Origin of the sequence: Pseudomonas sp. BS-2016 (genome assembly GCF_001806145.1) — a bacterium.
GTDB classification, from domain to species: Bacteria; Pseudomonadota; Gammaproteobacteria; order Pseudomonadales; family Pseudomonadaceae; genus Aquipseudomonas; species Aquipseudomonas lundensis.
The window spans coordinates 77176-96896 of record NZ_MLCT01000034.1 but is presented as its reverse complement, the minus strand read 5'-3'; the positions used below and the strand labels follow the sequence as shown (position 1 = coordinate 96896).

Sequence of the window (19721 nt, the reverse complement as noted above, 5' to 3'; positions counted from 1 at the left end):
TAGGTCATGGCAGAAGCAGTCGCTGATAACGTCCCGGCCAAGGCGGGCTCTACAGAAGGCAAACCGCCGCTGTTCGGGCTGTCTTTTCTGGAAAACCTTTCCGAGATGACCATGCTGCGTCAGGTCGGCCTGATGGTCGGCCTGGCCGCGAGCGTGGCGATTGGTTTTGCCGTGGTGCTGTGGTCGCAACAGCCCGATTACCGGCCGCTGTACGGCAGCCTGGCCGGTATGGATGCCAAGCAGGTCATGGAGACCCTGGCCACCGCCGATATTCCCTACACCGTCGAGCCCACATCCGGTGCGTTGCTGGTCAAGGCCGATGACGTCGCCCGTGCCCGCCTCAAGCTGGCCGCTGCCGGTGTCTCACCGACCGACAGCAACATCGGTTTCGAGATTCTGGACAAGGACCAAGGGCTGGGCACCAGCCAGTTCATGGAAGCCACGCGCTATCGCCGCGGCCTCGAAGGCGAGCTGGCACGCACCATTTCCAGCCTGAACAACGTCAAGGGCGCCCGCGTGCACCTGGCGATCCCGAAAAGCTCGGTGTTCGTGCGCGATGAGCGCAAGCCCAGCGCCTCGGTACTGGTAGAGCTGTACTCGGGCCGTTCGCTGGAGCCGGGTCAGGTGCTGGCCATTATCAACCTGGTGGCCACCAGCGTCCCGGAATTGACCAAATCGCAGATCACCGTGGTCGACCAGAAGGGCAACCTGCTGTCGGATCAGGCGGAAAACTCCGAGCTGACCATGGCTGGCAAGCAGTTTGATTACAGCCGCCGCATGGAAAGCATGCTCACCCAGCGCGTGCACAACATCCTGCAGCCGGTCTTGGGCAATGATCGCTACAAGGCCGAAGTGTCCGCGGACGTGGATTTCAGCGCCGTTGAATCGACCTCCGAACAGTTCAACCCGGACCAGCCGGCGTTGCGCAGCGAGCAGTCCACCAACGAACAACGCACCGCCAGCAATGGCCCGCAAGGTGTGCCGGGCGCGCTGAGCAATCAGCCACCGGCCCCGGCGTCGGCGCCGCAGCAAACCGGTCAGGCCACCGCCGCCGCTGGCATGGTGCAGCCAGGCCAGCCGCTGCTGGACGCCAACGGTCAGCAGATCATGGACCCGGCCACCGGCCAGCCCATGTTGGCGCCATACCCGGCCGACAAACGTTCGCAATCGACCAAAAACTTTGAGCTGGACCGCTCCATCAGCCACACCAAGCAGCAACAGGGCCGTGTCAATCGCCTGTCGGTTGCCGTGGTGGTGGACGATCAGGTCAAGGTCGACCCGGCCAACGGTGAAGTCACCCGCGAGCCGTGGAGCACCGATCAATTGGCGCGCTTCACGCGTCTGGTGCAAGACGCGGTGGGCTTTGACGCCAGCCGTGGCGACAGCGTGAGCGTGATCAACGTGCCGTTCTCCGCCGAACGTGGCGAAGTGATTGCCGATATCCCGTTCTACTCGCAGCCGTGGTTCTGGGACATCGTCAAGCAAGTGCTGGGTGTGTTGTTCATTCTGGTGCTGGTGTTCGGCGTATTGCGCCCGGTGCTCAACAACATCACCGGTCACGGCCGCAACAAACAAATGGCGTTGGGCAGCGATGCCGAGCTGGGCGGTCTGGGCGGCATCGGCGGCCTGGACGGCGAGCTGGCCAACGACCGGGTCAGCCTCGGCGGTCCACAAAGCATTCTGTTGCCGAGCCCGAGCGAAGGCTATGACGCTCAGTTGAACGCAATCAAAAGTCTGGTAGCAGAAGACCCGGGCCGTGTGGCTCAGGTCGTGAAAGAGTGGATCAACGCTGATGAGTGACAACCGAGCCGCCACCAACCTCAAGCTGACCCGGGTCGACAAGGCCGCGATCCTGCTGCTGTCCCTGGGGGAAACCGACGCGGCCCAGGTGCTGCGGCACATGGGGCCTAAAGAAGTGCAGCGCGTGGGTGTGGCGATGGCGCAAATGCGCAACGTACACCGTGAGCAGGTTGAGCAGGTCATGAGTGAGTTCGTCGAGATCGTCGGCGACCAGACCAGCCTCGGCGTTGGCTCTGACAGCTACATCCGCAAAATGCTCACCTCGGCGCTGGGCGAAGACAAGGCCAACGGCCTGATCGACCGCATCCTGCTGGGCGGCAACACCAGCGGTCTGGACAGCCTCAAATGGATGGAGCCGCGTGCGGTGGCGGACGTGATCCGTTTCGAGCACCCGCAAATCCAGGCCATCGTGGTGGCGTACCTGGACCCCGACCAGGCCGGTGAAGTGCTGGGGCATTTTGACCACAAGGCGCGCCTGGACATCATCCTGCGCGTCTCGTCGCTCAACACCGTACAACCGGCCGCGCTCAAAGAGCTGAACCAGATTCTCGAGAAGCAATTCTCCGGCAACTCCAATGCTGCCCGTACAACATTGGGCGGTATCAAGCGTGCGGCCGACATCATGAACTTCCTCGACAGCTCGACCGAGGGCCAGTTGATGGACTCGATCCGCGAAATCGACGAAGACCTGTCCGGTCAGATCGAAGACCTCATGTTTGTGTTCAACAACCTGGCCGACGTCGACGACCGCGGCATTCAGGCACTGTTGCGCGAAGTGTCTTCGGACGTGCTGGTACTGGCGCTCAAGGGCTCGGACGACAACGTTCAGGAAAAAATCTTCAAGAACATGTCCAAGCGTGCCTCCGAACTGCTGCGCGACGACCTCGAAGCCAAAGGCCCGGTGCGTGTCAGCGACGTCGAAACCGCACAGAAAGAAATCCTCACCATTGCTCGCCGTATGGCCGAAGCCGGAGAAATCGTTCTCGGCGGGAAGGGCGGCGAAGAGATGATCTAAGTGAGCAATGCCAAGGGCGAGTCGCCCAGTGATGTGATCCGCGCCCGCGATGTCGGCGGTTTTGACGTGTGGTCCTTGCCCAGCTTTGACCCGTTTCGCGAAGCGCCGGAACCCGAGCCCGAGCCGGTCGAAGAACTGCCGGTCGAGAGCGAAGAAGTGCCGCTGGAGGAAGTCCAGCCACTGACCCTCGAAGAGCTCGAAAGCATCCGTCAGGAGGCCTACAACGAAGGCTTCGCCACCGGCGAAAAAGAAGGCTTTCACAGCACGCAGCTCAAGGTGCGCCAAGAGGCGGAAGTGGCCTTGAGCGCCAAGGTCGGCAGCCTTGAACGCCTGATGAGCAGCCTGTTTGCGCCGCTGGCCGAGCAGGACGAGCAGCTCGAAAAAGCCATGGTGGGGCTGGTCGAACACATGACGCGGCTGGTGATCCAGCGCGAACTGAAAACCGACTCCAGCCAGATCGAGCAGGTGCTGCGCGAGAGCCTCAAGTTGTTGCCAATGGGCGCTGAAAACATTCGCCTGTTCATCAACCCGCAGGATTTTGCCCAGGTCAAAGCCCTGCGCGAGCGGCATGACGCCACGTGGCGGATCCTCGAAGACGACACCTTGCAGCCGGGCGGTTGCCGGGTCGAAACCGAACACAGCCGGATCGACGCCAGCATCGAAACCCGCATCAAGCAGGCCATGAGCCAGTTGTTTGACCAATTGCACGAACAGGCGCTGCACCCGTCTGCGCCGGACATTGACGTCGACCTGGACGCACCGGATGCACCTTAAACGCACCAGTTTTGCCAAACGCCTGAGCACCTATTCGCCTGCCATCACCTTGCCCGGCCAGCCCATTGTCGAGGGCCGCCTGCTGCGCATGGTCGGCCTGACGCTTGAAGCCGAAGGTTTGCGCGCGGCCATGGGCAGCCGTTGCCTGGTCATCAACGACGACAGCTTTCACCCGGTGGAAGTCGAAGCCGAAGTGATGGGGTTTTCGGGCAGCAAAATCTTCCTCATGCCGGTGGGCAGTGTCGCCGGTATTGCGCCGGGCGCCCGTGTGGTGCCGTTGGCAGACACCGGGCGCTTGCCCATGGGCATGAGCATGCTCGGCCGCGTGCTCGATGGCGCCGGGCGGGCACTGGACGGCAAAGGCGGGATGAAAGCCGAAGACTGGGTGCCGATGGATGGCCCGACCATCAACCCGCTCAAGCGCAACCCGATCAGCGTGCCGCTGGACGTGGGCATCCGCAGCATCAACGGTTTATTGACGGTCGGTCGCGGCCAGCGTCTGGGCCTGTTTGCCGGTACAGGCGTGGGCAAGAGTGTGCTGCTGGGCATGATGACCCGCTTTACCGAGGCCGACATCGTGGTGGTGGGGCTGATCGGTGAACGGGGCCGTGAGGTGAAGGAGTTCATCGAACACATCCTCGGCGAAGAAGGCCTCAAGCGCTCGGTGGTGGTGGCCTCGCCAGCGGATGACGCGCCCTTGATGCGCATGCGCGCAGCCATGTATTGCACGCGGATTGCCGAATACTTTCGTGACAAAGGCAAAAACGTCCTGTTGCTGATGGACTCGCTGACCCGTTTCGCCCAGGCGCAGCGGGAAATCGCCCTGGCGATCGGCGAGCCGCCTGCGACCAAGGGGTATCCGCCTTCGGTGTTCGCCAAGCTGCCAAAACTGGTGGAGCGGGCGGGTAACGCCGAAGCGGGCGGCGGGTCGATCACCGCGTTCTATACCGTGCTGTCCGAGGGGGACGACCAGCAAGACCCGATTGCCGACTCGGCGCGGGGCGTGCTGGACGGCCACATCGTGCTGTCCCGGCGACTGGCCGAAGAAGGCCATTACCCGGCCATCGACATCGAAGCGTCCATCAGCCGGGTCATGCCCTCGGTGGTCAACGAAGAGCACATGCGCCGCGCGCAGCAATTCAAGCAGTTGTGGTCGCGCTTCCAGCAGGCGCGGGACTTGATCAGCGTCGGCGCCTACGTACCGGGCGGTGACCGCGAAACCGATACCGCAATTGCCCTGCAACCGGCGATGGTGGCGTACCTGCGCCAAGGGCTGAACGACAACATCAGCCTGGGCGAAAGCAGTGGCCATCTGGGGTCGATTTTTGCCCCGGCACCGGGCGGCTAATCCCTGATGGCCAGCGGGGGAAGAGCGGCGCGTCTGGCGCCAGTGGTGGACATGGCCGAAAGCGCCGAAAAAGCCGCGGCGCAGCGCCTCGGGCATTTTCAGGGGCAAGTGAACCTGGCCAACAGCAAGTTGGGCGACCTGGAAAACTTCCGCGCCGAGTACCAGTCGCAATGGGTCGACCGTGGCAGCCAGGGCGTGTCGGGGCAATGGCTGCGCAGTTACCAGTACTTTCTCAACCAGCTTGAAACCGCCGTCTCACAGCAACGGCAGAGTCTGGTCTGGCACGAAAACAACCTCAATAAAGCCCGCGAAACCTGGCAGCAGGCCTACGCTCGGGTCGAAGGGTTGCGCAAACTGGTGCAACGCTACGCCGACGAAGCGCGGCAGCTGGAAGACAAGCGCGAACAAAAGCTGATGGACGAGCTGTCCCAGCGCCTGCAACGCCGCGACACGTTATAAGTCCGCCGGATTCCCGCCACGGGAGGTGAAATCGTCATCGCCGTCTATAGTTCTTGGCACCCGACCTCAGATAAGGATGCGTGCCCATGGCTGTCACTTCAACATTGACGGAGGATGATAAAAAACTGACGTTAGCGATCAAGGGGCGTTTTGATTTCGTCCAGCATCAAGATTTCAGGCACGCCTACGAACAGCAGGACTCCAAGCCTGATCAGTTTGTGGTTGACCTCAAGGACACCACTTACGTCGACAGTTCTGCCCTGGGCATGCTGTTGCTGTTGCGTGACTACGCCGGGGGCGATGAGTCGGATGTGCGGATCGTCAATTGCAATGCCGACGTGCGCAAAATCTTCGCCACTTCCAACTTCGACAAGCTGTTTGATATCAGTTGAACGGGTCACACGCAGACATCCAGCCGCTCACCCTGCTGATCGCTGAAGACAGTGCGGTCGACCGCTTGTTGCTCTCGCGCATTGTCAGCAAGCAGGGGCATCGCGTGTTGCTGGCCGCCGATGGCGCCGAAGCGGTGGCGCTGTTTGCCGAGCAGCGCCCGCAACTGGTGCTGATGGACGCGCTGATGCCGGTCATGGACGGCTTTGAAGCCACGCGGCAGATCAAGGCGCTGGCTGGCGAGACGCTGGTGCCAATCATTTTCCTCACCTCGCTCGAACACGCCGACGCCTTGACCCGTGCGATGGAAGCCGGGGGCGATGATGTGCTGATCAAGCCCTATAACCCGCAGGTGCTGGCCGCCAAGATCACCGTCATGGACCGCTTGCGACGCCTGCAGGACACGGTGTTGCAGCAACGCAACCTGATCGCCCGGCACAACACCTACCTGCTCAATGAGCAGCGAGTGGCCAAGGCCGTGTTTGACCGGGTGGCGCACTCGGGGTGTTTGAAGGCGTCGAATATTCAGTATTTGCAGTCGCCTTATGCCTTGTTCGACGGCGATTTATTACTGGCGGCCTACACCCCCACCGGCGATACCCACGTGTTGCTGGGCGACTTCACCGGCCATGGGTTGCCCGCCGCCATCGGCGCCATGCCGCTGGCGGAGGTGTTCTACAGCATGACGGCCAAAGGCTATGGCCTGGCGGAAATCCTGCGTGAGATGAACGCCAAGCTCAAACGCATCCTGCCCGTGGACATGTTTTGCTGCGCCACGCTGGCGTGCGTGAGTGCCCAGCGGCGCATCGTCGAACTGTGGAATGGCGGCATGCCGGATGGCTACTTGCATGCCCAGGCCAGCGGCAAGCGCACGCCGTTGCCGTCCCGGCACTTGCCGCTGGGGGTGCTCACCAGCGACGCCTTTGACGACGCCACCGAGGTGCTGCCCATAGCGCCGGGCGATCAGCTGTTTTTGCTCTCGGACGGGGTCATCGATACCGCAGGCCACGATGAACAACTGTTTGGCGTGCAAGGGCTGGAGCGTGTGTTTGCCCGTAATCGGGACCCGGCACACCTGATTGATGAGGTGGTGCAGGCGCTGCGCGATTTCCAGGGGCAAAAGCGCGATGACGTGAGCCTGGTGCAAATCACTTCGCAGTTGCCGCAATCCTGGGACCTGCCGCCGATTCTCTACTCCGACAGCGGGCGTTGCAGCCCGCTGGACTGGTCGGCCAGCTTTGAGTTTCGCGCCCAATCCCTACAACAGTTCAACCCGTTGCCCTACCTGTTGCAGTTGTTGATGGAAGTTCATGGGCTGCGCACGCAGGGGGCGGTGATCCACGCGGTGCTGGCCGAGCTGTACGCCAATGCCCTGGAGCATGGCGTGTTGGGGCTCGACTCGCGGATCAAGCGCAACGCCGCCGGGTTCGCGCAGTATTACCAGCGCCGGGAAGAGCGGCTGGCAGCCCTTAAAGGAGGATTTGTCCGGCTGCACCTGCGGGTTGAGCCTATGCTCAACGGTGGACGTTTAGTGATACAAGTTGAAGACAGCGGAAAAGGATTCGATGTCCACAACGTATTGGCGCGTCCCCTGGACAAAGGGCGCCTGTCGGGGCGCGGCGTGAGCCTGGTGCGTCAACTGTGTCCTGCGGCGCGCTGGTCAGACGATGGTCGCAGCGCGTACGTGGAGTTTTCGTGGGAGGCTCTGGCATAATCCGCCCCATTCTTGATCAAGGAGTGAACAAGTGTCTGATCTACACATGGACCCGACTGTTGTGAGCGCATTGCGTGACGTGATGGAGGGCGGGTTTGCCGACCTGCTGGACACCTTTATCGCGGACTCGGACGAACGTCTGCAGCAATTGCATCTGGCGCGCGGTCCTACCGAGCTGATGGCGGTTGCCCACAGCTTCAAAGGCAGCAGCAGCAACATGGGTGCCATTCGTTTGGCGCGCTTGTGCGCCGAACTCGAAGCCGGGGTGCAAAAAATGCCGGTGGACGGCATCGAAGCGCTGGTGCTGAAAATCGACCGTGAATACCAAACCGTGCGCCGACTGTACAGCGCCGAACGCAAGCGCTGCGGGGCGGCACACGTGGTTTCCCACTGATGGGCGCAAAGCTGGCCCGAACCTTGCTCTGAATCTCTGACCTGTACCTACGCCAGCCCGTACAGTGGAGACCTTACATGCCGCTTGCCGCCAACCCGCTTCTTCAGACACCTGCCGCCGCTGCGTCCAAAGCCGCCGCGGCGAATGCGTCCCAGCCTGCTGTTGAGCCCAACAAAACCGGGGGGGCGCCGTTCTCGAAGGTGTACGCCAAGGCGTCGCAAGACACCGCGTCCAATGCCGCCGATAAAGCCGCCAAGCCGTCGCGCGACAAGGGGGCGGATGCGCCAGTCAGGCCTGATGTGCGCAACGACAAAAGCGCTGGCAAACCGGCGAACGTTGCCGATAGCGGCAAACCCTTGCCTGGCGGCAAGCGCGCCGACAATGCCCGTGATGACCAGGATGCCAGCACGACGTCGGCGTCCGATGACGTGGCTTCCACCGATCCGTCCACGCTGACGCCCGTGGCCCCGACCACCCCGCTGACACCACCGGTGGCGGACGTACCGGTTGACGCTGTTGCGCCACAACCCGAGGTGCAGGCGCCGCAACTGGCTGCGGCGGCCACGGCGGCTGCGGTTCAACCTCAGCCAGTGGCCGATGACACCTTCGACCCCGAGGCTGATCCCCTCGACGACCTGCCGGCGGTACGCCTGGCCATGGAGCAGGGCGGGCACGTGTCCGCCAGCAGTCAGGCACCGACCAAAAGCACTTCTGCTGATACCGCTGCACCGGCTGCTCAAACCCAGGGGCAGGCCAGCGGCATGGCCCTGCTGATCGAGCCGAAAACCGACTCCCAAACCACCGGCGAGGGCGGCGAAAAGGCCTTCAAGGGGTTGGTGGACGATGGCCTTAAAGACTTGAAAAGCGCCTCCAGCGACACCCGTGTCGACGACTTCGCCAATCGTCTGGCGGCCTTGACCCAAGCAGCGGTGCCTAAAACCGCCAATGCCTTGCCGGTCAACCAGCCCTTGGCCATGCACCAGAACGGCTGGTCTGAAGAAGTGGTCAACCGGGTGATGTACCTGTCCAGCGCCAACCTCAAGTCGGCGGACATTCAGCTGGAACCCGCCGAACTGGGGCGACTGGACATCCGCGTCAACATCGCGGCCGACCAACCGGCGCAAGTGAACTTCATGAGCGGCCACGCCGGTGTGCGTGAAGCGCTGGAAGGGCAGATGCACCGTCTGCGTGAGATGTTCGCCCAGCAGGGCATGGGGCAAGTGGACGTCAACGTGTCGGATCAATCGCGCAATTGGCAGGGCCAGGGGCAGGAGCAACAAGGCCAGCACCGCGCCAATGGCACAGGCAACGGTGGGCGGGCGGACGGCGCTGTGGAGGACGACCTGTCCGTGGCGGCCGTTGACGCCGCAGCGCCGAGTGTGATCCTGGGCTCCAGTGCGGTGGATTATTACGCCTGATAACTGGCTAGCAGCCTTGCGCAGCGGCTCCCCTTAACGGTGCAGTCGCTGCCGCGCACCGCGCGGTTATCGCCGTGCCATCGCGCCCCAACCCCGCTCAAGCCAAACAATGCCCGCCCGACACTCACTTCTGGCATAACACTTGCTCTTGCCTAGCCATGCACCTGTGAAAACCGAATAGTGACGGATTATTGGCATGGCGAAGAGCGACGCAGTGAAAGACCCCGCCCAGAAAGGCAAACTCAAGCTGATTATCCTGATCGTCGTGGCGTTGCTGCTGGCGATTGGCCTGTCCGTGGGCGCCACCTGGTATTTCATGCACAGCGCCCAAAGCAAGCCCGAGGTGGTGGTTGACCCGAACGCTAAAGTCCCGGCGATCTACGAGCCGATGGCGCCTGCGTTTGTGCTCAATTACAACGCCAATGGCCGCCAGCGCTACATGCAAGTGAGCATGACCCTGCAAGCCCGAAACCAGGCCGATCTGGACGCGCTCAAGGTTCACATGCCAGTGATCCGCAACAATCTGGTCATGTTGTTCTCCGGGGAAACCTTCGACAGCATCGCCACGCCGGTCGGCCAGGAAATGTTGCGTCAAAAAGCCACTGCCAGTGTGCAAGCCGTTGCGCAAAAAGAGCTCGGCAAAGTGGTGGTCGATCAGGTGCTCTTTACTAACTTCGTATTGCAGTAGGATCACGACATGGCCGTGCAAGACCTGCTGTCCCAGGATGAGATCGATGCGCTGTTGCATGGCGTCGATGACGGTCTGGTACAGACCGAAATGGCTGCCGAACCCGGCAGTGTCAAAAGTTACGACCTGACCAGTCAGGACCGTATTGTTCGCGGGCGCATGCCGACCCTCGAAATGATCAACGAGCGTTTCGCGCGCTACACCCGCATCAGTATGTTCAACATGCTGCGCCGCTCGGCCGACGTGGCCGTGGGCGGGGTGCAGGTGATGAAGTTCGGTGAGTACGTGCATTCGCTGTACGTGCCCACCAGTTTGAACCTGGTCAAGATCAAGCCGCTGCGTGGCACGGCGCTGTTCATCCTGGACGCCAAGTTGGTGTTCAAGCTGGTGGACAACTTCTTCGGCGGCGACGGGCGTCACGCCAAGATCGAGGGCCGTGAATTCACGCCCACCGAGTTGCGCGTGGTGCGCATGGTGCTGGAGCAGGCTTTCATCGACTTGAAAGAAGCCTGGCAGGCGATCATGGAAGTCAATTTCGAGTACATCAACTCGGAAGTGAACCCGGCCATGGCCAACATCGTCGGCCCGAGCGAGGCGATTGTGGTCTCCACCTTCCACATCGAGCTGGACGGCGGTGGCGGCGACCTGCACGTGACCATGCCGTATTCGATGATCGAGCCGGTGCGCGAGATGCTCGACGCCGGTTTCCAGTCCGACCTCGACGATCAGGACGAACGCTGGAGCAAAGCGCTGCGTGAAGACGTACTCGACGTCAGCGTGCCGCTCAGTGCCACGGTGGCCCGTCGCCAGTTGCGGCTGCGGGACATTCTGCACATGCAGCCCGGCGACGTGATCCCCATCGAGTTGCAGGACGAGCTGGTCATGCGTGCCAATGGCGTGCCGTCGTTCAAGGTCAAACTGGGCTCGCACAAGGGCAATCTCGCCCTGCAAGTGGTTGAGCCCATCGACCGGCGCTAAGCGCCGGTTTCAAGAATTCGCTGTGTAACTGATTGACTGCCCGCCGAGGACAAATGATGGCTGACGAACACGAAATAACTTCCGCCGAAGACCAGGCGCTGGCCGATGAATGGGCGGCTGCACTGGAAGAAACCGGCGATGTGGGCCAACACGACATTGACGCCTTGCTGGCGGCCGATGCGGCCAAGGCCCCGTCGTCCAACCGCGTGCCGATGGAAGAATTCGGCAGCGTGCCGCGCAACAACGAGCCGGTCACGCTGGACGGCCCCAACCTGGACGTGATTCTGGATATTCCGGTGTCCATCTCTATGGAAGTGGGCAGCACCGACATCAACATCCGTAACCTGCTGCAACTCAACCAGGGCTCGGTAATTGAACTGGACCGTCTGGCCGGTGAGCCGCTGGACGTGCTGGTCAACGGCACGCTGATTGCGCACGGCGAAGTGGTGGTGGTGAACGAAAAGTTCGGCATTCGCCTGACGGACGTCATCAGCCCAAGCGAACGCATCAAGAAGCTGCGCTGAATGAAGCGGTTACTCGGCGGTTTACTGGCGTTCCCGTTCAGCGTACTGGCGGCGGAACCGGTGGTCACGGCCACCACGGCGGCTGCGCCGGTGGTCGGCAGTGGCATCGGCGGTCAATTGACCCAACTGGTGCTGGGCCTGCTGCTGGTGCTGGGGCTGATTTTCGGCCTGACCTGGCTGTTGCGCCGGGTTCAGCACGCCGGGCCACGCCAGGGGCAGGTGATTGAACTGATCAGCTCGCGTGCGCTGGGCGCGCGTGATCGTCTGGTGCTGGTGCAAGTGGGCAATGAGCAAATCCTGCTGGGCCTGACGCCCGGCCGGATCACGCCGCTGCATGTGCTCAAGGAGCCGGTGACCTTGCCGACTACCCCCCAGCCTGCCACGCCGGAGTTTGCCAAGCGCCTGCTCGAACTGATGGGCAACCAGAAGGACAAGCCGTAATGCGTTTAGTCGTTGCGCTGTTGTTGGCGCTGGCCGCGCCGTTGGCGTTCGGTGCCGATCCGTTGTCGATTCCGGCCATCACCCTGGGCACGGGCGCCGACGGCCAGCAAGAGTACTCGGTCAGCCTGCAAATCCTGCTGATCATGACGGCGCTGAGTTTTATCCCGGCGTTCGTCATGCTGATGACCAGTTTCACGCGGATCATCATTGTGTTTTCGATCCTGCGTCAGGCGCTGGGGCTGCAACAAACCCCGTCCAACCAGATCCTCACGGGCATGGCGTTGTTTCTGACGATGTTCATCATGGCGCCGGTGTTCGACAAAATTAACCAAAACGCCTTGCAGCCGTACCTTGCCGAAAAGCTCTCGGCGCAGGACGCGATCCTCAAGGCCGAAGGCCCGATCAAGGATTTCATGCTGGCGCAAACCCGCAGCAGCGACCTTGAGCTGTTCGTGCGCCTGTCCAAGCGGACCGACATCGCCACCCCGGATGCCGCGCCGCTGACCATTCTGGTGCCGGCGTTTGTCACCTCGGAACTGAAAACCGCGTTTCAAATCGGCTTCATGATCTTCATTCCGTTCCTGATCATCGACCTGGTAGTGGCCAGTGTGCTGATGGCCATGGGCATGATGATGCTGTCGCCGCTGATTATTTCGTTGCCGTTCAAAATCATGCTGTTCGTGCTGGTCGATGGCTGGGCGCTGATTATCGGCACGCTGGCCAGCAGTTTTGGCGGGGTGTGACGCCATGCCCGGGAGTAATGCGCAATGACCCCAGAAGTCGCGGTTGACCTGTTTCGCAGTGCGTTGTGGCTGACCACCATGATGGTGGCCGTGCTGGTGGTGCCCAGCCTGCTGGTGGGCCTGATGGTCGCCATGTTCCAGGCGGCCACCCAAATCAACGAACAGACCCTGAGCTTCCTCCCGCGTTTGCTGGTGATGCTCGTGACCCTGATCGTGGCCGGGCCGTGGCTGGTGCAGACGTTCATGGAATACATCCTGTCGTTGTACGGCAGCATTCCGCAGTTGATCGGCTAAATGTCGCTGCTGGCCCTGACGGACGCGCAGATCAGTACCTGGGTCGCCAGCTTTATGCTGCCGCTGTTCCGGGTCGGCGCGCTGTTGACCACCATGCCGATCATCGGCACGACCCTGGTGCCCAAGCGCATCAAGCTGTTTTTGTCGATCGCCATTACCCTGGCCATTGTGCCCAGCCTGCCGCCGCTGCCCACCGTCAACCCGCTGGACCTGAGCGGGTTGATGCTGATTGCCGAGCAAATCATCATCGGCGCGTTGCTCGGGTTTTCACTGCAGCTGTTTTTCCAGGCGTTCGTGGTGGCCGGGCAAATCGTCGCGATCCAGATGGGCATGGGCTTCGCCTCCATGGTCGACCCGGCCAACGGGGTTAACGTGGCGGTGATCGGGCAGTTTTTCACCATGCTGGTGACCTTGCTGTTCCTGTCCATGAACGGGCACCTGGTGGTGTTCGAAGTGCTCACCGAAAGCTTTACCACTTTGCCGGTCGGTGGCGGTTTATTGACCCTTCATTTTTGGGAAGTGGTGGGCAAACTGGGCTGGGTGTTGGGCGCGGCCCTGATGCTGGTGCTGCCGGCCATTACCGCGCTGCTGGTGGTCAACATTGCCTTCGGCGTCATGACCCGGGCGGCGCCGCAACTGAACATCTTCGCCATCGGCTTTCCGCTGACCCTGGTGCTGGGCATGGTGATCCTGTGGATCAGCCTGGCGGACATCCTCAATCAGTACCAACCGCTGGCCACTGAGGCCCTGCAGTTCTTACGTGATCTGGCACAGGCGAAATAGCCATGGCCGAAAGCGAGAGTGGCGCCGATAAAACAGAAGACCCCACGGAGAAACGAAAAAAAGACTCCAGGGAAAAGGGCGAGATCGCACGCTCTAAAGAACTGAATACGCTGGCCATCATGCTCGCCGGGTCCATCGGCCTGATCATCTTTGGCGGTGCGCTGGCGCAGGACATGATGGAAATCATGCGCTACAACTTCAGCATCAGCCGCGAAGCGCTGCTCAACCCCGATTCCATGGGCGCCTACTTGCTGCACTCGGGCAAAATCGCGCTGATCGCGCTCCAACCCGTGCTCATCACCTTGCTGATTGCCGCCCTGATCGGGCCGATTGCACTGGGTGGCTGGCTGTTCGCGGCGGGCAGCCTGGCGCCCAAGTTCAGCCGCATGAACCCGGCGGCGGGGCTCAAGCGCATGTTCTCGGCCAAGGCGCTGGTCGAACTGCTCAAGGCGCTGGCCAAATTCTTCATCATCCTGATCGTGGCGTTGATGGTGCTCCAGGCCGACATCGACGACTTACAGCGCATCGCCCACGAACCGCTGGAATCGGCGGTGATTCACAGCCTGCAAGTGGTGGCCTGGAGTGCGTTGTGGATGGCCTGCGGGTTGATCCTGATTGCCGCCGTGGACGTGCCCGTGCAGCTGTGGGAAAGCCACAAAAAACTGCTGATGACCAAGCAGGAAGTGCGCGACGAACACAAGGATCAGGAAGGGCGCCCGGAAGTCAAACAGCGCATCCGCCAGACCCAGCGCGACATGAGCCAGCGGCGCATGATGAGCGCCATCCCGGATGCGGATGTCATCATCACCAACCCGACCCACTTCGCCGTCGCCCTCAAATACGACCCCGAGAAAGGCGCGGCGCCGATGCTGCTGGCCAAAGGCAGCGACTTTCTGGCGCTGAAAATCCGGGAAATCGGCGCCAAGCACGACATCCTGCTGCTCGAATCCCCGGCGTTGGCGCGTTCGATCTACTACTCCACCGAACTGGACCAGGAAATCCCTGCCGGCTTGTACCTGGCCGTGGCCCAAGTGCTGGCGTACGTCTACCAGATCCGCCAGCATCAGGCGGGCAAGGGCAAGCGGCCTGACCCGCTCAGCGACCTGCCCATCCCGCCGGATTTGCGGCGGGATGAGTGAAATGTCTTTGTTATATTCAGGCACGTCTAAGCATAAAATGACTGGCTATGATCGCATTAGCTTTGTTCGTGTATTTGTAGTAGTTAGCGTTGTTGCTAGCTCTTAATTCTTTTATGTAGTCCAGATAAGTCTCAGGCATATTTCTTTCCACTCGGTAAGCTGAAGGATTGCCGGCGGTGCCGTAAAGAGGGTTTTTAAGCGTGTGGAACATGGCGTGCTGCGGTGGAGGTAATAGATCGTCTACATAATCTATGAGTTCTTGGGGGAGGGTGTGGGTAGGCAGTCGGTTTGATTTGACAACATAAGCAGCCTGGCTGAGTAGTGTTGAAGTTCCCTGTGCAGTTCGATGATAGTCCGCTAGAAAATATTCATTCTGGAAGCGTCTTTCGTTTGCGCGCGCAGTGTATTTATATATTTTAGTTCTAGCGCTGTACGCGTCGGCTCGGCTTATCCCCGGTTTTATTGTGGCTGGAAAGTAATCTTGATTGAACCGAGCGAGGTTGTTTTTGAAGCGTGGGAAGTCAATGGTGTTATTCAATAAGTTCTTTCGGGTGCGGCTCAGCCAGTTCTGTAGTTTTCCTGTTATAAATTCCGACAGTTTTCCATTTATAAATACAGTGATATGACCACTGGGGTCATTACTGTTTATGGGTCTGTTCCTGCAGTAGGTGTAGGTGTTCATTCCACTCGCAGAGAATGGGCTCCAACTGTCCGGGCTATTAAAGCGCATCAATACGGGGTTAAACGCCCGATAGCCATTGCCCAATAAGTAATGCCCGGTCACTGGGTCTGCGCACTCGCCGTTAAACCCCAAGAGCTGCTGATTGGCGCCTGCGGTTGGATGGTGACCATAAGGCGAATAGGCCATTGTCCGTTGTTCTGTAGCACCCACCGTATACAGCACGGAGTGCTGCGGGTCGGTGGCGAGCAGGGTGCTGGCGGATGACGTTGCATCACGGCGCTGTAGCGCTAGCAACTGGTCGCCGTGCCGCGCGATGGTGTGCTGCACGTCGCCTTGGATGTCCGTGGCGAGCCGGTTTTGCCGATAAAAGCGTTGGCGTGGCGCCTGGGGGTGGGGGAGCAAGCCCGTCAGCCGATCAAGCGGGTCGTAGTCATAGCGGCACAGCAGTACTTTTTTCATGGGCGGTCTCGCGCGCGTGGAGGGATGCTTGATGGTGAGCGCGAGCAGGCGTCACGGGTACTGGCAGTTCTATCAGGTAGCCACCCTGTCAATGTTGCCAGTAGTGGGTTTGCCCAAACCTGCTTAACTGTGGAAAGAGCGCGCCGTGGCGTTTTTAACTGGCAATGGAGATGCGCGATGCCCATCGAGTTAACCCTGATCCCTGATGCGTCGGTCAAAACCTATGCCCTGAGTGATGCCCATGGTCTGGCCATGGCTGAGCTGGAGGGGTTGTTTCCGGCGTTCCCTGCGCTGGAGGGTACGTTTGCGATTTTTTGGCTGGATCAGGCGCTCGATCAACATGTGGTGGGGTTCAGTACCGAGGGCGCCAACCTGCTGGCGGTGATTTCGCTGCCGACGGTGCCGCAGGGCTGTGGCCACGAGGCGTATTACGCCGCCGTGCTGGAGCGGTGCGAGAAAGAGCGCGAGACGATTTTGCGATTTTTACGCAAGTCATTGAGCTCGGAAGGGATCAACGGGATCTGTGCGCGCAGTTTTATCCTGTGCAACCTGGTGCGCCAGTTGAAGCTCGACAGTGTGCCGGTGTGGAAGGATCGGCCGCACACGCGGGACGGGCGCTGCGGGGATATTTTGATTGGCGGGCGCGGGTCGGAGCGCTATCAGCCCAACCGCAAGATTGATGTGGTGTTCGGGGCCAGCAGCAGTGCGTGCCTGGTCATCGACTTGGGGGAATGGCGCTGGAACTGAACCCGGCGTGTGGGCGCGCGTATGACGTGTGCAAGAGGGTCGTCGGCCCGCAGCCTTATCAGCCTCTTCAGACAGGGTTGCTGCTTGCCGGGTGTCGGTGCCGGCGCTTATAGTCCGCGCTCGCCCACATGGCGACCGGGTTTGGCGACTCGGAACTTAACCGTAGATGCAGAAGCGTCATGAGTCTTTGCGCGTACAATCCGTGCCCTGTAGGACTTTATGGCGGTTGTGCGTGGGAGACTTTCGAGTCTGCCGGGTTTCTATGGTTAACCGGTTCGCCAACCCGCGCACAGCTGCCACCCCTTTGTTTGGCGACGAAAGGTGGCTTATGCATCTAACCATTGGACTTTCCTCATGCCGAACGCTCCCTACATCCCGCTGACTGCCATCGATTGCACCATCCCCGCCTTGCTGATTGACCGTAACGCCCCGCTGGACGTCTTGCACGCCAACGCCGCAGCCCGTGTGCTGGCGGTCACGCAACTGATGGAAACCTTTGCGAGCCGTGATCTGGAACACGCCGATCAGGTCGACCTCAAGCACCTGGCCACCACCGCCATGCTGTTGCTGCGCGATGGCTGCGATCTGCTCGATGTGCTGGGCTGGCGCCTCAGGCCCGCCTGACAGGGTGCCTCTGACCCCATCCCTCTCCTGACGGGAGAGGGTGTTTGCCCCTGAAGCCAAGGTTTTTTCACTGGCAGGTGGCCATTTGCCAAAGTTGGAAGGCTTCTTGCAAAGGCAGGCTCCACGGCGCACATGGCGTCAAAAGTTTGCTAAAGGTTTCCCGCAATGTCATTGGATCGCTCTCAGTTAATCAACACCGCACGCAACGGTCTGACCGGTCTGGGTCAGGGGCAGTTGGGCGTGCCGTTGTTGTTGCTGGTGATGCTGGCCATGATGATGTTGCCCATCCCGGCGTTCCTGCTGGACGTGTTCTTTACCTTCAACATTGCGCTGTCGATTGTGGTGCTGCTGGTGTGTGTGTACGCCTTGCGCCCACTGGATTTCGCCGTGTTCCCGACCATCCTGCTGGTGGCGACACTGATGCGCCTGGCGCTCAACGTGGCCTCGACGCGGGTGGTGATGCTCCACGGCCAAGAAGGTCACGGCGCGGCCGGTAAGGTGATCCAGGCGTTCGGCGAGGTGGTGATCGGCGGCAACTACGTGGTCGGTATCGTGGTGTTCGCGATTTTGATGATCATCAACTTCGTGGTGGTGACCAAGGGCGCCGGGCGTATTTCCGAGGTGAGCGCGCGTTTCACCCTCGACGCCATGCCCGGTAAGCAAATGGCCATCGACGCCGACCTGAACGCCGGGTTGATCGATCAGAACCAGGCCAAATCCCGCCGTCAGGAAGTCGCTCAGGAAGCCGAGTTCTACGGCTCGATGGACGGTGCCAGCAAGTTCGTGCGCGGTGACGCCATCGCCGGTCTGTTGATCCTGTTTATCAACCTGATCGGTGGCATGGCGGTGGGCATGTTCCAGCACGGCATGACCTTCGCTGATGCCGGTAAAGTCTATGCGCTGCTGACCATCGGTGACGGTTTGGTGGCGCAGCTGCCTTCGCTGTTGCTGTCCACGGCCGCCGCGATCATGGTGACCCGTGCGTCGGGCTCCGAAGAGATGGGCAAGCAGATCAGCCGCCAGATGTTCGCCTCGCCCAAAGCGCTGGCGGTGTCCGCCGGGTTGATGGCCGTGATGGGCGCCGTGCCCGGCATGCCGCACTTCGCGTTCCTGAGCCTGGCCGCCGTCTCCGGTGGCGTGGCGTATTTGATGTGGAAAAAACAAAACGCCGTCAAGGTTCAGGCCCTGCAGGAAGTTCAGCGCCAGCAGGAACTGCTGCCGTCGCCTGCCCGTGCGCAAGACACCAAAGAGCTGGGCTGGGATGACGTAACCCCCATCGACATGATCGGCCTGGAAGTGGGCTACCGCTTGATCCCGCTGGTGGACCGCAACCAGGGTGGCCAATTGCTGGCGCGGATCAAGGGCGTGCGCAAGAAGCTGTCCCAGGATCTGGGCTTTCTGATGCCGACTGTGCATATCCGCGACAACCTCGACCTGGCGCCCAGCGCCTACCGCTTGACCCTGATGGGGGTGATTCTGGCCGAGGCCGAGATCTACCCCGACCGCGAACTGGCGATCAACCCCGGTCAGGTGTTCGGCACGTTGAACGGCATTACCGCCAAGGACCCGGCCTTTGGCCTCGAAGCGGTGTGGATCGAAGTCAGCCAGCGCAGTCAGGCGCAATCGCTGGGCTACACCGTGGTGGACGCCAGCACCGTGGTGGCCACGCATTTGAACCAGATCCTCTACAAACACTCTCATGAGCTGATTGGTCATGAAGAAGTGCAGCAGTTGATGCAGTTGCTGGCCAAAGCCTCGCCTAAACTGGCTGAAGAGCTGGTGCCGGGTGTGCTGAGCCTGTCGCAGTTGCTCAAAGTGTTGCAGGCGCTGTTGGCCGAACAGGTGCCGGTGCGCGACATTCGCAGTATTGCCGAAGCCGTCGCGAACAATGCGCACAAGAGTCAAGATACCGCCGCTTTGGTGGCCGCCGTGCGGGTTGGTTTGTCCCGCGCCATCGTCCAAAGCATTGTAGGCGTTGAGTCTGAGCTGCCAGTTATCACGCTGGAGCCAAGGTTGGAACAAATATTGCTCAATAGTCTGCAGAAGGCAGGGCAAGGTCAGGAAGAGGGCGTTCTGCTGGAGCCGAGCATGGCTGAAAAACTGCAGCGTTCGTTGATCGACGCCGCACAACGCCAAGAGATGCAAGGCAATCCGGTGATCCTGCTGGTGGCCGGTCCGGTCCGCGCGATGCTGTCGCGGTTTGGCCGTTTGGCCGTGCCGAACCTGCATGTGCTGGCGTACCAGGAAATCCCTGACAACAAGCAAGTCACCATCGTTGCGACAGTAGGCCCGAACGGCTGAGGTTTG

The 19721-nt window shown here is 61.0% G+C and carries 21 protein-coding genes; 20 read left to right on the top strand and 1 reads right to left on the bottom strand.

The window, feature by feature from the left end; translation table 11 throughout:
• The first annotated feature begins 6 nt into the window (after positions 1-6).
• From fliF to flhB, 17 genes are all read left to right on the top strand, one after another.
• Positions 7-1800: a flagellar basal-body MS-ring/collar protein FliF gene (gene fliF, locus BKD70_RS18005; RefSeq protein ID WP_047275957.1), complete on the top strand. Its 1794-nt coding sequence runs from the start codon at positions 7-9 to the stop codon at positions 1798-1800.
• Positions 1793-2815 carry a flagellar motor switch protein FliG gene (fliG, locus tag BKD70_RS18000; RefSeq protein ID WP_047275955.1) on the top strand — a complete coding sequence of 341 codons (1023 nt, stop codon included), beginning with the start codon at positions 1793-1795 and terminating at the stop codon, positions 2813-2815. The genes fliF and fliG overlap by 8 nt, the downstream gene beginning before the upstream one ends.
• Positions 2816-3589 (top strand): flagellar assembly protein FliH, encoded by a 774-nt coding sequence (gene fliH, locus BKD70_RS17995; protein WP_047275953.1) that lies wholly within the window; start codon positions 2816-2818, stop codon positions 3587-3589.
• A complete protein-coding gene (gene fliI / locus BKD70_RS17990; protein WP_047275952.1) occupies positions 3579-4937 on the top strand; it encodes a flagellar protein export ATPase FliI in 1359 nt (452 codons plus the stop codon). Before fliH ends, fliI begins: the two co-directional genes overlap by 11 nt.
• Before the next feature lie 6 nt (positions 4938-4943).
• Positions 4944-5396, top strand: coding sequence for a flagellar export protein FliJ (fliJ, locus tag BKD70_RS17985; protein ID WP_047275950.1), 453 nt, complete (start codon positions 4944-4946; stop codon positions 5394-5396).
• Between the two features lie 86 nt (positions 5397-5482).
• A complete protein-coding gene (locus tag BKD70_RS17980; protein WP_047275948.1) occupies positions 5483-5788 on the top strand; it encodes an STAS domain-containing protein in 306 nt (101 codons plus the stop codon).
• Positions 5785-7500 carry a fused response regulator/phosphatase gene (locus BKD70_RS17975; protein WP_186350475.1) on the top strand — a complete coding sequence of 572 codons (1716 nt, stop codon included), beginning with the start codon at positions 5785-5787 and terminating at the stop codon, positions 7498-7500. The genes BKD70_RS17980 and BKD70_RS17975 overlap by 4 nt, the downstream gene beginning before the upstream one ends.
• Positions 7501-7531: 31 nt before the next feature.
• Positions 7532-7894, top strand: coding sequence for an Hpt domain-containing protein (locus tag BKD70_RS17970; protein WP_047275946.1), 363 nt, complete (start codon positions 7532-7534; stop codon positions 7892-7894).
• A gap of 77 nt (positions 7895-7971) precedes the next feature.
• Positions 7972-9312 (top strand): flagellar hook-length control protein FliK, encoded by a 1341-nt coding sequence (locus BKD70_RS17965; RefSeq protein WP_047275944.1) that lies wholly within the window; start codon positions 7972-7974, stop codon positions 9310-9312.
• A gap of 196 nt (positions 9313-9508) precedes the next feature.
• Positions 9509-10000 (top strand): flagellar basal body-associated protein FliL, encoded by a 492-nt coding sequence (fliL, locus tag BKD70_RS17960; RefSeq protein ID WP_047275942.1) that lies wholly within the window; start codon positions 9509-9511, stop codon positions 9998-10000.
• Positions 10001-10009: 9 nt separating this feature from the next.
• Entirely contained in the window at positions 10010-10978 is a 969-nt protein-coding gene (gene fliM, locus BKD70_RS17955; protein WP_047275940.1) for a flagellar motor switch protein FliM, read from the top strand.
• A 56-nt stretch (positions 10979-11034) separates the two neighbouring features.
• Positions 11035-11502, top strand: a complete 468-nt coding sequence (gene fliN, locus BKD70_RS17950; protein WP_047275937.1) for a flagellar motor switch protein FliN — start codon at positions 11035-11037, stop codon at positions 11500-11502.
• Positions 11503-11943, top strand: a complete 441-nt coding sequence (fliO, locus tag BKD70_RS17945; RefSeq protein WP_047275936.1) for a flagellar biosynthetic protein FliO — start codon at positions 11503-11505, stop codon at positions 11941-11943.
• Positions 11943-12686 (top strand): flagellar type III secretion system pore protein FliP, encoded by a 744-nt coding sequence (gene fliP, locus BKD70_RS17940; protein WP_047275934.1) that lies wholly within the window; start codon positions 11943-11945, stop codon positions 12684-12686. The genes fliO and fliP overlap by 1 nt, the downstream gene beginning before the upstream one ends.
• Positions 12687-12710: 24 nt before the next feature.
• Positions 12711-12980, top strand: a complete 270-nt coding sequence (gene fliQ / locus BKD70_RS17935) for a flagellar biosynthesis protein FliQ (RefSeq protein WP_047275932.1) — start codon at positions 12711-12713, stop codon at positions 12978-12980.
• The gene (gene fliR, locus BKD70_RS17930) at positions 12981-13763 is read left to right on the top strand and encodes a flagellar biosynthetic protein FliR (protein ID WP_047275930.1); all 783 of its coding nucleotides are present in this window, start codon (positions 12981-12983) and stop codon (positions 13761-13763) included. It abuts the gene before it with no gap.
• Positions 13764-13765: 2 nt separating this feature from the next.
• On the top strand, positions 13766-14902 hold the full coding sequence (flhB, locus tag BKD70_RS17925) for a flagellar biosynthesis protein FlhB (RefSeq protein WP_047275928.1): 1137 nt from the start codon (positions 13766-13768) through the stop codon (positions 14900-14902).
• A 16-nt stretch (positions 14903-14918) separates the two neighbouring features.
• Here flhB and BKD70_RS17920 read toward each other — a convergent pair whose 3' ends face one another.
• Positions 14919-16043, bottom strand: coding sequence for an RHS repeat-associated core domain-containing protein (locus BKD70_RS17920; RefSeq protein WP_052892184.1), 1125 nt, complete (start codon positions 16041-16043; stop codon positions 14919-14921).
• A 177-nt stretch (positions 16044-16220) separates the two neighbouring features.
• Between BKD70_RS17920 and BKD70_RS17915 the strand changes: the two genes are divergently transcribed.
• From BKD70_RS17915 to flhA, 3 genes are all read left to right on the top strand, one after another.
• Positions 16221-16790 (top strand): hypothetical protein, encoded by a 570-nt coding sequence (locus BKD70_RS17915; RefSeq protein WP_047275926.1) that lies wholly within the window; start codon positions 16221-16223, stop codon positions 16788-16790.
• A 354-nt stretch (positions 16791-17144) separates the two neighbouring features.
• Positions 17145-17414 carry a hypothetical protein gene (locus BKD70_RS17910; protein WP_047275924.1) on the top strand — a complete coding sequence of 90 codons (270 nt, stop codon included), beginning with the start codon at positions 17145-17147 and terminating at the stop codon, positions 17412-17414.
• A 171-nt stretch (positions 17415-17585) separates the two neighbouring features.
• On the top strand, positions 17586-19715 hold the full coding sequence (flhA, locus tag BKD70_RS17905; protein WP_047276200.1) for a flagellar biosynthesis protein FlhA: 2130 nt from the start codon (positions 17586-17588) through the stop codon (positions 19713-19715).
• The last annotated feature ends 6 nt before the right edge of the window (positions 19716-19721 follow it).

Bases quoted from the DNA above. Each gene is read 5' to 3' on its own strand.
- fliM (WP_047275940.1), top strand. From the start codon at position 10,010: ATGGCCGTGCAAGACCTGCTGTCCCAGGATGAGATCGATGCGCTGTTG.
- BKD70_RS17920 (WP_052892184.1), bottom strand. From the start codon at position 16,043: ATGAAAAAAGTACTGCTGTGCCGCTATGACTACGACCCGCTTGATCGG.
- fliF (WP_047275957.1), top strand. From the start codon at position 7: ATGGCAGAAGCAGTCGCTGATAACGTCCCGGCCAAGGCGGGCTCTACA.
- fliP (WP_047275934.1), top strand. From the start codon at position 11,943: ATGCGTTTAGTCGTTGCGCTGTTGTTGGCGCTGGCCGCGCCGTTGGCG.
- fliO (WP_047275936.1), top strand. From the start codon at position 11,503: ATGAAGCGGTTACTCGGCGGTTTACTGGCGTTCCCGTTCAGCGTACTG.
- fliG (WP_047275955.1), top strand. From the start codon at position 1,793: ATGAGTGACAACCGAGCCGCCACCAACCTCAAGCTGACCCGGGTCGAC.
- fliQ (WP_047275932.1), top strand. From the start codon at position 12,711: ATGACCCCAGAAGTCGCGGTTGACCTGTTTCGCAGTGCGTTGTGGCTG.
- fliJ (WP_047275950.1), top strand. From the start codon at position 4,944: ATGGCCAGCGGGGGAAGAGCGGCGCGTCTGGCGCCAGTGGTGGACATG.
- fliN (WP_047275937.1), top strand. From the start codon at position 11,035: ATGGCTGACGAACACGAAATAACTTCCGCCGAAGACCAGGCGCTGGCC.
- flhB (WP_047275928.1), top strand. From the start codon at position 13,766: ATGGCCGAAAGCGAGAGTGGCGCCGATAAAACAGAAGACCCCACGGAG.
- BKD70_RS17980 (WP_047275948.1), top strand. From the start codon at position 5,483: ATGGCTGTCACTTCAACATTGACGGAGGATGATAAAAAACTGACGTTA.
- fliI (WP_047275952.1), top strand. From the start codon at position 3,579: ATGCACCTTAAACGCACCAGTTTTGCCAAACGCCTGAGCACCTATTCG.
- fliL (WP_047275942.1), top strand. From the start codon at position 9,509: ATGGCGAAGAGCGACGCAGTGAAAGACCCCGCCCAGAAAGGCAAACTC.
- BKD70_RS17910 (WP_047275924.1), top strand. From the start codon at position 17,145: ATGCCGAACGCTCCCTACATCCCGCTGACTGCCATCGATTGCACCATC.
- BKD70_RS17915 (WP_047275926.1), top strand. From the start codon at position 16,221: ATGCCCATCGAGTTAACCCTGATCCCTGATGCGTCGGTCAAAACCTAT.
- BKD70_RS17965 (WP_047275944.1), top strand. From the start codon at position 7,972: ATGCCGCTTGCCGCCAACCCGCTTCTTCAGACACCTGCCGCCGCTGCG.
- fliR (WP_047275930.1), top strand. From the start codon at position 12,981: ATGTCGCTGCTGGCCCTGACGGACGCGCAGATCAGTACCTGGGTCGCC.